8 protein-coding genes are annotated in these 12,563 nt (G+C 60.8%); 6 read left to right on the top strand and 2 right to left on the bottom strand.

Going from position 1 to position 12,563, the window contains the following annotated elements:
- The first annotated feature begins 78 nt into the window (after nucleotides 1–78).
- The 4 genes from ACEN93_RS12600 (at nucleotide 79) to ACEN93_RS12615 (ending at nucleotide 3,519) form a co-directional block, all read left to right on the top strand.
- Complete coding sequence (locus tag ACEN93_RS12600) at nucleotides 79–567, top strand: DUF3015 domain-containing protein (protein WP_007950971.1); 489 nt, start codon at nucleotides 79–81, stop codon at nucleotides 565–567.
- 92 nt (nucleotides 568–659) lie between these two features.
- Nucleotides 660–2,513 carry an Lnb N-terminal periplasmic domain-containing protein gene (locus tag ACEN93_RS12605; protein ID WP_495611468.1) on the top strand — a complete coding sequence of 618 codons (1,854 nt, stop codon included), beginning with the start codon at nucleotides 660–662 and terminating at the stop codon, nucleotides 2,511–2,513.
- An 84-nt stretch (nucleotides 2,514–2,597) separates the two neighbouring features.
- Complete coding sequence (locus ACEN93_RS12610; protein ID WP_007950973.1) at nucleotides 2,598–2,954, top strand: hypothetical protein; 357 nt, start codon at nucleotides 2,598–2,600, stop codon at nucleotides 2,952–2,954.
- Between the two features lie 70 nt (nucleotides 2,955–3,024).
- Nucleotides 3,025–3,519, top strand: coding sequence for a GreA/GreB family elongation factor (locus tag ACEN93_RS12615; protein ID WP_103385464.1), 495 nt, complete (start codon nucleotides 3,025–3,027; stop codon nucleotides 3,517–3,519).
- On the opposite strand, the gene gdhA is transcribed toward ACEN93_RS12615, so the two are convergent.
- Together gdhA and ettA are read right to left on the bottom strand one after the other, a co-directional pair.
- Complete coding sequence (gdhA, locus tag ACEN93_RS12620) at nucleotides 3,516–4,853, bottom strand: NADP-specific glutamate dehydrogenase (protein ID WP_495611469.1); 1,338 nt, start codon at nucleotides 4,851–4,853, stop codon at nucleotides 3,516–3,518. The two genes, ACEN93_RS12615 and gdhA, sit on opposite strands and share 4 nt — an antisense overlap.
- 193 nt (nucleotides 4,854–5,046) lie before the next feature.
- Nucleotides 5,047–6,711, bottom strand: a complete 1,665-nt coding sequence (ettA, locus tag ACEN93_RS12625) for an energy-dependent translational throttle protein EttA (protein WP_007950976.1) — start codon at nucleotides 6,709–6,711, stop codon at nucleotides 5,047–5,049.
- Nucleotides 6,712–6,997: 286 nt separating this feature from the next.
- On the opposite strand from ettA, the gene ACEN93_RS12630 reads away from it, so the two are divergent.
- Both ACEN93_RS12630 and glyA read left to right on the top strand, forming a co-directional pair.
- Entirely contained in the window at nucleotides 6,998–10,846 is a 3,849-nt protein-coding gene (locus ACEN93_RS12630; RefSeq protein ID WP_039771736.1) for a bifunctional diguanylate cyclase/phosphodiesterase, read from the top strand.
- A 241-nt stretch (nucleotides 10,847–11,087) separates the two neighbouring features.
- Nucleotides 11,088–12,341, top strand: coding sequence for a serine hydroxymethyltransferase (gene glyA / locus ACEN93_RS12635; protein WP_009045723.1), 1,254 nt, complete (start codon nucleotides 11,088–11,090; stop codon nucleotides 12,339–12,341).
- Nucleotides 12,342–12,563: the final 222 nt, after the last annotated feature.

Genomic DNA, 12,563 nt, shown 5'->3' on the forward strand with positions numbered 1-12,563 from the left:
TGATCGTCGCGCAGGCAGCTTACGTTTAGAGCCGGCCAGAACCCTGTCCATTGGTATGCACACAAAGAGAACAAAGCTATGAAACGGATTCTTCTCGGTACTCTCTTCACCGCTGTATCCATCAACGCCATGGCGCAAGCTCCAGGCGGCCCGGATTGCGGTTGGGGCAACATGCTGTTCGAAGGTCAGCGTGGCACCCCGGCACACTTCCTGGCATCCACCACCAACGGCACCTCCGGCAACGCGACGTTCGGCATGACGTCCGGCACCAACGGCTGCTCCACCAACGCTTCGCTGACCTATGGCGGCAAATCCTGGTTTGCCATGAATGGCATGATGAACGAGCTGTCCGAAGACATGGCAAAAGGCAACGGCGAAGCGCTGACGACCTATGCCGTGGTACTGGGCGTGGCGCCGGAAGACCGTGCGCACTTCGCCGCCGTCACTCACGAGCACTTCCAGCAGATCTTCAGCAAGGCTGACGTGACCGCTGAAGACGTGCATACCAACACCCTGGCCGTTCTGAAGGCAGACCCACGTCTGGCCAAGTACGCGACTCAGGCTTAAGCTCGACCCACCCGCTTCCTTCGGGAAGCGGGTTTTATTTTTTAGGCCCGCCCTTCCCGGGCTTTATTTCTTTTCGACTTAAGTTGCCATTTATGCTCAAACGCCTTGCCTGGCTGGCGCTGTGTGTCTGCGCCCCGCTGTCCGCCGCGCCTCACATCGACCCTCAACGTTTGCAGCAACTGGCCAACGACCGCTTCTGGATTTCCCTCGGTCATTACGAAACCGCCAAGCTCGGTGGCTGGCGCAGCTATGTCAGCGACAAAAAATTCTTCCTCGCACCCGACGGCAACGAACACCCCGACCATGAGCTGGCCGCCACCGTGCAAGCGCTGTACGCCCCCGCCAGCCTCGGTGAGCAACACGCCCAGTGCGTCTACCCGGCACGCACCCGCTGGTTGAAAGATCAACTGAACCTGACCGACTTACCGGCGCCGGACTGCGCCGAATTCAAGAAATGGTTCAAGGACGTCTCGCCCCACAGCGCAGTGATGATTTTCCCGGCGGCCTATCTCAACAGCCCGTCGTCGATGTTCGGCCATACCCTGCTGCGCATCGACCAGGCCGACGTGCAGAGCGACAAGACTTCGCTGCTCAGTTACGCGATCAACTTCGGCGCCTACATCGAAGGCTCGGACAACAGCATTCTTTACGCCTGGAAAGGCCTGATGGGTGGTTATCCGGGACTGTTCGCACTCGTGCCTTATCAGGAAAAACTCTCGGAATACCGCAGCCTGGAAAACCGCGACCTGTGGGAGTACCGGCTCAATCTGACGCAAGCCGAAACCGCGCGCATGGTCGAGCATGTGTGGGAGCTGAAGCAGATCCAGTTCGACTATTTCTTCTTCGATGAAAACTGCTCCTATCGCCTGCTCGAACTGTTGCAAGTCGCCCGTCCGAGCCTGCGACTGACCGAGCAATTCCCGCTGACGGCGATCCCCACCGACACCGTCAAAGCGGTGAAGGAAGCCGGGCTGGTCGAGCACATCGAATATCGTCCGTCCCGCGAGCGCGAACTGCTCAGCCGTGCCGAGCCCCTGAGCGGCGAAGAACAGGACTGGGTGCTGAAAGTCAGCGCCGACCAGCAGCAATTGCAGGATCCAGCCTTCCAGGCCCTGCCCCGGGATCGCCAGGCGCTGATTGTTGACGCGGCGTATCGGCTGGAGCGCTACCGCGCCAACGGCCAGGAGCGTGATCCACAGCGAGCGCAACGCAGTTTCGAATTGCTGCGAGCGATCAACAAGAACCCGGCGCCGGAGCTGCAAATTCCCCAACCGGGCCTGCCCGAGGACGGCCATGAATCGCGCACCTGGCAGGCCGGTCTCGGCACTCGGGGTGACCGCGCGTTCGGCGAGTACGGCTTGCGCATGGCCTATCACGACCTCAACGACAACGCGGAGAGTTTCCCCCTCGGCGCACAGATCGAAATCCTGCAGATGAAGCTGCGCCAGTACGAAGGCAATCACTGGCAATTCCAGCAACTGGATCTGGCGACCATCCGCTCACTGACGCCGCGCAATGCGCTGTTGCAGCCGCTGTCTTGGCAAGTCACCGGCGGTCTTGAGCGTGTGCCGGGCAAGCACGATGACGAGACATTGGTCAGCCATGTCAACGGCGGCGGTGGCGGTACCTGGGCATTGGGCGACGATGTGCTGGGTTTTGCCCTCGGCACGGTGCGCGTTGAACACAACAATGATTTCGCCGAGTTCGTTTCCCCCGCAGGCGGTTTCAATACCGGCGTACTGTGGAAAAACCCGTTGGGCAATCTCAGCCTGGAGGCCAAAGGCGATTACTTCTTCAACGGTGAAGTGCGCCGTAGCCTGAGTCTGAACCAACAGTGGGAACTGTCGCGCAACCTCGGCCTGCGCCTGAGTGCGCAGCGCGAGTTCAGCCATCTGGCAACACCGGAGACCGAAGTGATGCTGGAAGTGAAGTGGTATCACTACTGAGGTTTTGATCTTTCTTTCACGCCCCATCGACGAATCCGCTTCTAGACTTTCCCTATCAGCCGTATGACGGCCCGGGAGAGTGTGATGTGGCGGTGTGCGGTGTTTGCGGGCGTGTTGCTGTTGCTGGGTGGCTGTCAGAGCACCCACGAAGACTTGATTGCCAAGGGTTATCCACCGGCGTTCGCCGACGGTTTCGATGACGGGTGCATCAGCGGTCGTCAGGCCGCCGGTTCGATCAGCGGCGAATTTCGCAAGAATGTGCCGCGTTATCTCAAGGACAAGCAATACGCCGAGGGCTGGAGCGACGGTTTCCGCCAGTGTCAGGCGATGCTGGAAAACAAGGACCGCGAACAGTATCGCAACGAACACTGGGACGAACGCGAGCGCGCCTGGCAGCAGGAGAAGGATCAGGGCGCCGCGCGGGCTTATCGTTCGCAGTAGGTCGCTTCCAGACATCCAGCGAAACCTTTTGCCTGCGACCATGGCCCAACGGCTATAACAGGAGCCCACCATGAGTCGCGCTTTCGTCAACGAAGACAATGCCGCTGCGCAAGCCGATCAGCCGGTCGAACGGCAGGTCAGCACCCAGCCCAATTACGTCACGCCGCAAGGGTTTGCCCAATTGCAGGCAAAAGTCGCCGAGCTGCAAAGCCTGCACGCCGAGCAGTCGGCCAAGGGCGAACAGGCTGACAAACAGCGGCTGGCCGATCTCGAACGGGATTTGCGATATTTCAATCAACGGGTCGGCAGTGCTCAGGTCGCACCGGCCCCGACATCTACCGACAAAGTGCAGATCGGCAGCTGGGTGACCTACGCCGACGAACACGACACCGAGCACCGGGTGCAATTGGTCGGTGAAGACCAGGCCGATGCGGCCAACGGGCTGATCAACTGGGCTTCACCGCTGGGCCGTGCGCTGCTTGGCGCGCGGCTCAACGATGAAGTGCTGTGGCAGCGCCCGGCCGGCGATCAACTGATTGAAGTGATCCGTATAGAGCGTTCTTAAACTACGCCTTGCGCCAACATCGCGTCGGCGACTTTGACGAAGCCGGCGATGTTCGCGCCTTTGACGTAGTTGATCCGGCCGTTTTCCTCACCGTAATGCACGCAGGCGTGGTGGATCGACTGCATGATCCCGTGCAACTTGCTGTCCACTTCGCCCCCGGTCCACAGCAGGCGCATGGCGTTCTGCGACATCTCCAGCCCACTGACCGCTACGCCGCCGGCATTCGAGGCCTTGCCCGGCGCAAACAGAATCCCGGCCTCGATAAAGATATCCACAGCCTCAAGGGTGGTCGGCATGTTCGCGCCTTCGGCCACGCAGATGCAGCCGTTGCGCAGCAGGGTGCGCGCGGATTCGGCGTCGAGCTCGTTCTGGGTCGCGCATGGCAGCGCGATGTCGCACGGCAACGACCATGGCAATTGACCGGCGCGGAACTCCAGGCCGAATGCCGCCGCCAATTCGCTGATCCGCCCACGCTTGACGTTCTTCAGTTCCAGCAGCGCCAGCCACTGTTCTTCGCTCAGGCCCGCCTCGCAATACAGCGTGCCTTCGGAGTCGGACAGGGAAATCACCTTGCCGCCCAGATCCATCACTTTGCGAGCCGCGTATTGCGCGACGTTGCCGGAACCGGAGATCGCCACGCGCTTGCCTTCGACGCTCTGCTCGCGGCGCTTGAGCATTTCCTCGGCGAAGTACACGCAACCGAAACCGGTGGCTTCGGGGCGAATCAGGCTGCCGCCGTAGGTCATGCCCTTGCCGGTCAGCACGCTGGTGAACTGGTTGCTCAGGCGCTTGTACTGGCCGAACAGGAAACCGATTTCCCGTGCGCCGACACCGATATCACCGGCCGGCACGTCCACGTCGGCACCGATGTGCCGGTACAGCTCGCTCATGAATGCCTGGCAGAAACGCATGACTTCTGCGTCGCTCTTGCCCTTCGGATCGAAGTCCGAGCCACCCTTGCCGCCGCCCATGGGCAATGAGGTCAGGGAGTTCTTGAAGGTCTGTTCGAAGGCGAGGAATTTCAGTACGCCCATGTTCACCGAAGGATGGAAGCGCAAACCGCCCTTGTATGGGCCGATAGCGCTGTTCATCTGGATGCGGAAACCGCGATTGACCTGCACCTTGCCCTGATCGTCGACCCACGACACCCGGAACACCACCGCCCGCTCCGGCTCGCAGATGCGCTCCAGAATCCCCGAGGTCAGATAGTGCCGATTGGCTTCGAGAAACGGCCACAGGCTGCGCAGGACTTCTTCGACGGCCTGGTGGAATTCGGGTTGATCCGGATCGCGTTTTTTCAGACGGGCGAGGAAGGATTCGACGGATTCGATCATGGGAAAAGTCTCGGCAGATTTGTTGTCGTTGGAAGCGATTGAGCCGGACTGTAACAAACGACATGTACACAGCAACAGACAAAAATGTCGCATTTATGAAAACAAATAGTACACAAGGTATAAAACAGTCTGCATTGCAGGCAAAAAAAAGCGGAGCCCGAAGGCTCCGCTTTTTCATGCAACCAACCCGTAATCAGGCCAGTTTCTTGTGGCGTACCCGGTGTGGCTGGGCCGCTGCTTCGCCGAGGCGCTTTTTGCGATCGGCTTCGTACTCGGTGTAGTTGCCTTCGAAGAACACCGCTTGCGAGTCGTCTTCGTACGCCAGGATGTGAGTCGCGACGCGGTCAAGGAACCACCGATCGTGAGAGATCACAATGGCGGCGCCCGGGAAGTCCAGCAGGGCTTCTTCCAGGGAACGCAGGGTTTCAACGTCGAGGTCGTTGGACGGTTCGTCGAGCAGCAGGACGTTGCCGCCCTCCTTCAGGGTCAACGCCAGGTGCAGACGACCGCGCTCACCACCGGACAGGTCCTTGACGAACTTCTGCTGATCGCCGCCCTTGAAGTTGAAGCGACCGACGTAGGTACGCGACGGGATCTCGTAGTTGCCGATGCGGATCTGGTCGGAACCGTCGGAGATCTGCTGGAACACGGTCTTGCTGCCGTCCAGGTCTTCGCGGCTCTGGTCAACACAGGCAAGCTGCACGGTTTCGCCGATCTCGATGCTGCCGGAGTCCGGGGTTTCCTTGCCCATCAGCATGCGGAACAGGGTCGACTTACCGGCACCGTTACCGCCGATCACGCCGACGATGGCGCCTTTGGGCATCGAGAACGACAGGTTGTCGATCAGTACGCGATCGCCGTAGCCCTTGGTGACGTTCTTGAATTCGATGACCTTGTCACCCAGGCGCGGACCGGCCGGGATGTAGATCTCGTTGGTTTCCGAACGCTTCTGGAATTCCTGCGACTGCATTTCTTCGAAGCGTTGCAGACGAGCCTTGGATTTCGACTGGCGGGCCTTGGCGCCTTTGCGCACCCACTCCAGTTCTTCCTTCATGGCTTTTTCGTGGGCCGATTGCTGCTTGGATTCCTGGGCCAGACGATCGGACTTGGCTTCCAGCCAGCCCGAGTAGTTGCCCTCGTAAGGAATACCCGCGCCGCGGTCGAGTTCCAGAATCCAGCCGGCGACGTTGTCCAGGAAGTAACGGTCGTGCGTGATCGCGACCACAGTGCCCGGGAAATCGTGCAGGAAGTGTTCGAGCCAGGCAACGGAGTCGGCGTCCAGGTGGTTGGTCGGTTCGTCGAGCAGCAGCATGTCCGGGGCGGACAGCAGCAGACGGCACAGGGCCACACGACGTTTTTCACCACCGGACAGGTGTTCGACCTTGGCGTCCCAGGCCGGCAGACGCAGCGCATCGGCGGCGACTTCCAGCTGGCGCTCCAGGTTGTGACCGTCGCTGGCCTGCAGAATCGCTTCGAGCTTGGCCTGTTCGGCGGCCAGCTTGTCGAAGTCGGCATCCGGATCGGCGTAGGCCGCGTAGACCTCGTCCAGACGCGCTTGCGCATCCTTGATCACGCTGACCGCTTCCTCGACCACTTCACGCACGGTCTTGGTCGGATCCAGTTGCGGCTCTTGCGGCAGGTAACCGATGTTCAGTTCCGGCATCGGGCGCGCTTCGCCTTCGAACTCGGTGTCGACGCCGGCCATGATTTTCAGCAGCGTGGATTTACCCGAACCGTTGAGGCCGAGTACGCCGATCTTGGCGCCGGGGAAGAAAGACAGCGAAATGTTTTTCAGGATTTCCCGCTTCGGCGGAACAACTTTGCCCAGCCGATGCATGGTGAAGACGTATTGAGCCATGGAGAACCTTGGGTCAGTGACAGATGAATGATTGGAGCGCAGGCGATGCCCGGCCAGACCGATGCGCGTCGTTCACTTGATGGTCATCAATGCGTGCGCGCTGAAAAAGTCTGAGTCTAGGAGCTGGAACGCTCCCGCGTAACCGGCAAAGCTACCTTAATGACGGAAGGCAGTCCAGCCGAGTGGGGCTGGCACTTCGCCACAACTCAAGGCATGCTAGCCGCCTCTTGGGCGTCCGGCTTATAGTGCACGTCGCGCCAGTCCAGCCAGACCGCAGGATTACAGCTTGTCCAACGTCACTCCGCCAGCCTCTGTGAGCAGCACCCAACCGGCGCCCGGCTCGTCCCTGCGCGGAACCTTGAAAGGCGCGCTGGCGACGCTGGTGCTTTTGCTGCTGGCGCTGCTGTTCTGGCAACTGCTCGATCAACTGCGTGAAACCCAGAAAAACCAGCGTCAGTACACCATCGACTACACCGCCGACCTCGCCGCTCAGGTCAGCCTGAACATGGCGTTGAACGCGCAGATCGCCCTCAACCTGCTACCGATCGTCGAACAACCGCAGTCGGCCGACGAACAGCAGGCACTCCTGCGCAAACTTCAGAAATCACTGCCCGACCTGCGCAGCCTGGCCCTGCTCAGCCCGTCCGGAAAGATCCTCAGCGACAGCGCCGCCGACAGCCATGACGCCGATTACCTCAGCGATCTGGTGCGCCGCAGTCGCGCTCAGGCGCATTACTTCAGCAACGACGAAGACGGTTCGGTGGTGCATCTGCTGCTGCATCAGGCCAGTGGCAGCACTCGCGGTTACTGGGCGCTGCGGCTGACACCCACCTTCTTTAAAGCACTGACCAAACAAGGCGAAACAGGCATCCGTCCTCTGTGGCTGGTGGAAAACCGCATCAACCATCAGATCATCAGCCGCGACGAAGCGATGCCCGTCGGCAGCACCAGCGTCCTGACCCCGGACGATCTCGCCAACAGCGTGCTGACAGTGCCGCTGAGCAGCAGCGACTGGCAACTGCGTGGCCTGTTCGACCGCCAGCATGTGCTCGAACAACTGCTGCCGGCGTTCATCGGCAAATGCCTGTTGGGCCTGGCGCTGTCGCTGCTGCCGTTTATCGCCCTGCTCAACATGCGTCGCCGTCAGCGTCAGGTGCATGAGGGGCGTCGGCGTTATCAGGATATTTTCGAAGGCACCGGCGTGGCGTTGTGCGTGCTGGATCTTTCGGGGCTCAAACAGGTTTTCGAAAGGGCCCAGATCCAGACCAGCGACCAGCTCAAGGCCTGGCTCGACCAGCCGGCACAGCGCCAGCAATTGCTCCACGAACTGCGGGTGACCGAGGTCAACCAGGTCGCGCTGCAACTGCTCAACGTCAATTCCTGCGACCACGCCTGGCAACTGTTGATCGACGGTCAGCCGCACAGTCAGTGCGCCATCGGCAATCAGGTGCTCGACGCGGTGCTGCAGCAGCAAAAGCAGCTGGAACTGGAAATCAGACTGCCGGACATCAATGGCCGCGACCAGCACCTGTGGCTGGTGCTGCGCCTGCCGCAGGAACAGCACGACTACAAGGCCGTGATCCTGAGCATCAACGACATCACCAGCCGCAAGCTGATCGAACTGTCGCTGCTGGAGCGCGAAGGTTTCTGGTCGGATGTGGTGCGCACCGTGCCGGATCATCTGTATGTGCAGGACGTGATCAGCCAGCGGATGATCTTCAGCAATCATCACCTCGGCCAGACCCTCGGTTACAACCGCACCGAACTGCATCAGATGGGCGAGTACTTCTGGGAAATTCTCCTGCACCCGGAAGACGCCGACTATTACCACCGCTCACGGCAGATGCAGCGTCACGCCGGTTACAGCCAGTTGTTGCAATGCCAGCTGCGCTTCCGTCATCGCGACGGCGAGTGGCGGCGCTTCGATATTCGCGAACAGGCGCTGGCCCGGGACAAGCACGATCAGGTCACGCGGATCATCGGCGTGGCCAAGGACATCACCGAGCAGATCGAAGCCAGCGAATCCCTGCGTGACAGCGAACAGCGCTACCGGATGCTCGCCGAAAGCATCAGCGACGTGATTTTCTCCACCGACAGCAAGCTCTCGCTGAACTACGTCAGCCCCTCGGTGCAAGCCGTGCTCGGTTATGACGCCGAGTGGATTTTCCAGAACGGCTGGCAGTCGACCATCGCCAACCCGCAGCAACTGAGCGGCATCTATCACCTGATGGATCGCGTCAGCAAAGCCCTGGGCAAACCCGAACAACTGGTGATTTTGCGCAGCCAGGTGCAGACCCAGCTGTTCCTGTTCGACTGCCTGCGCGCCGACGGCCGCAAGATCCCGATCGAACTGCGCCTGGTGCTGGTGTGGGACGAGCATGGCGCCTTCGAAGGCGTGCTCGGGGTCGGTCGCGACATCAGTCAGCAGCGCCGCGCCGAGAAAGACCTGCGCATGGCGGCCACGGTATTCGAACACTCGACCTCGGCAATCCTGATCACCGACCCGGCCGGTTACATCGTGCAGGCCAACGAGGCGTTCAGCCGGGTCAGCGGTTACGCGGTGGGTGAAGTGCTCGACCAGCTGCCGAACATGCTGACCGTCGACGAACAGCAGGACGCACACCTGCGCTACGTGCTCAAGCAGTTGCACCAGCACAGCACCTGGGAAGGTGAAGTCTGGCTCAAGCGCCGCAACGGCGAGCACTACCCGGCGTGGGTCGGCATCACCGCCGTGCTCGATGACGAGGGCGACCTGGCCAGTTACGTGTGTTTCTTCAGCGACATCAGCGAGCGCAAGGCCAGCGAGCAGCGGATTCACCGCCTCGCCTACTACGACGCCCTGACCCACCTGCCGAACCGCACGCTGTTCCAGGACCGTCTGCACACCGCGCTGCAATCGGCCGAACGGCAGAAGTCGTGGGTGGTGCTGATGTTCCTCGACCTCGACCGTTTCAAACCGATCAACGACTCCCTCGGCCACGCCGCCGGCGACCGCATGCTCAAGGACATGGCCACGCGCTTGCTGGCCTGCGTCGATGATGACGACACCGTGGCGCGGATGGGCGGCGACGAATTCACCCTGCTGCTGCAACACCGCTCCAGCCGCGAAATGGCGCTGAACCGTGCGATCCACGTGGCCGAACAGATTCTTGGCAGTCTGGTGCGACCGTTCGTGCTGGAGGGGCGCGAGTTCTTCGTCACCGCCAGCATCGGTATCGCCCTGAGCCCGCAGGACGGCAATGAACTCAGCCAGTTGATGAAAAACGCCGACACCGCGATGTACCACGCCAAGGAGCGCGGCAAGAACAACTTCCAGTTCTATCAGGCCGACATGAACGCCAGTGCGCTGGAACGTCTGGAACTGGAAAGCGACCTGCGCCACGCCCTGGAGCAGAATGAATTCGTGCTCTATTACCAGCCGCAGTTCAGCGGCGACGGCAAACGCCTGACCGGCACCGAAGCCCTGCTGCGCTGGCGTCATCCCCGTCGCGGGCTGGTGCCACCGGGGGATTTTATACCGGTGCTCGAGGAACTCGGGCTGGTGGTGGACGTCGGCGACTGGGTGATCAGCGAGGCTTGCCGTCAGCTCAAGACCTGGCACCAGAACCGTGTGCGCGTACCGAAGGTCTCGGTGAACATCTCGGCGCGGCAGTTCTCCGACGGCCAGCTCGGCACGCGGATCGCCACGATCCTGCGCGAGACCGGCCTGCCGCCGGCTTGCCTGGAGCTGGAACTGACGGAAAGTATCCTGATGCGCGAAGTCAGCGAGGCGATGCAGATTCTTGCCGGTCTGAAGAACCTCGGCCTGAGCATTGCAGTCGACGACTTCGGCACCGGCTACTCGTCGCTGAACTACCTCAAGCAATTCCCGATCGACGTGCTGAAGATCGACCGCACCTTCGTCGACGGCCTGCCGTCCGGCGAGCAGGACGCGCAGATCGCCCGGGCAATCATCGCCATGGCCCACAGCCTGAATCTGGCGGTAATCGCCGAGGGCGTGGAAACCCATGAGCAACTGGACTTCCTGCGCGAGCATGGCTGCGACGAGGTTCAGGGTTATCTGTTCGGGCGGCCGATGCCGGCGGGCCGGTTCGAAGCGCAGTTCAGCAATGATGCGCTGTTCATGTTCGACTGAAGATCGGCGGCGCGTTCTTCGCGAGCAAGCTCGTTTCCACAGGGATTGATGTCGATCACAAAATCGCGGGGCGGCCTCGGTTATTGTGCAAACCGGCTGGTCAGCGAAAAGGCCGGCACGGACGCCACACATCTGGTCATGAACGCCACTTGTCTGCGACATGATGTCGTTTCATATGCCATCCAAAACCCGTTGGGTTAGAATGCCCCCCTTTTCTGCCCCCCGATCCTTGAGGACCGCCATGTTCAGCCGTGATTTGACTATTGCCAAGTACGACGCCGATCTTTTTGCCGCCATGGAGCAAGAAGCCCAGCGCCAGGAAGAACACATCGAGCTGATCGCTTCGGAGAACTACACCAGCCCAGCGGTGATGGAAGCTCAAGGCTCGGTACTGACCAACAAGTACGCCGAAGGCTACCCGGGCAAGCGCTACTACGGTGGTTGCGAGTACGTCGACGTTGTCGAGCAACTGGCTATCGACCGCGCCAAAGAGCTGTTCGGCGCCGACTACGCCAACGTTCAGCCGCACGCCGGTTCCCAGGCCAACGCCGCTGTTTACCTGGCCCTGCTGTCGGCCGGTGACACCATCCTGGGCATGAGCCTGGCTCACGGCGGTCACCTGACCCACGGCGCCAGCGTTTCCTCCTCCGGCAAGCTGTACAACGCCATCCAGTACGGCATCGACGCCAACGGTCTGATCGACTACGACGAAGTCGAGCGCCTGGCTGTTGAACACAAGCCGAAAATGATCGTGGCCGGTTTCTCTGCCTACTCGCAGATCCTCGACTTTCCGCGCTTCCGTGCCATCGCCGACAAGGTTGGCGCCTACCTGTTCGTCGACATGGCTCACGTGGCCGGTCTGGTCGCCGCTGGCGTCTACCCGAACCCGGTTCCGTTCGCTGACGTCGTGACCACCACCACCCACAAGACCCTGCGCGGTCCACGTGGTGGCCTGATCCTGGCTCGCGCCAACGCCGACATCGAGAAGAAGCTGAACTCCGCCGTATTCCCGGGTGCCCAGGGTGGCCCGCTGGAGCACGTGATCGCCGCCAAAGCGATCTGCTTCAAGGAAGCACTGCAGCCTGAGTTCAAGGCTTACCAGCAACAAGTGGTGAAAAACGCCCAGGCCATGGCCGGCGTGTTCATCGAACGCGGTTTCGACGTGGTTTCCGGCGGTACTCAAAACCACCTGTTCCTGCTGTCGCTGATCAAGCAGGAAATCTCCGGTAAAGACGCCGACGCCGCTCTGGGCAAAGCGTTCATCACCGTGAACAAGAACTCCGTGCCAAACGACCCACGCTCCCCGTTCGTCACCTCCGGCCTGCGCTTCGGTACTCCGGCCGTGACCACTCGCGGCTTCAAAGAGGCTGAGTGCAAAGAGCTGGCGGGCTGGATCTGCGACATCCTGGCTGACCTGAACAACGAAGCGGTGATCGACGCCGTTCGTGAGAAAGTCAAAGCCATCTGCAAGAAACTGCCTGTATACGGCGCTTGATCGCGACGTTAAACCCGCAGCAAGAAAACCGGCCAAGTGATTGGCCGGTTTTTTTTCGCCCGGATTTTTTCAAACAGCTGAATCGCTCAAGAATGGGACTTGCCGCTCAACTGGTCAGACCGGTAATGCCAATTCGTCATTTTTCACTTGCGATCCGTAAAAAACAGCGCCTAGACTGCACCCGCACTGGACATACCGGTAAGACCACAATAATTAAGTCCT

The organism is Pseudomonas sp. Pseusp21 (genome assembly GCF_059492145.1).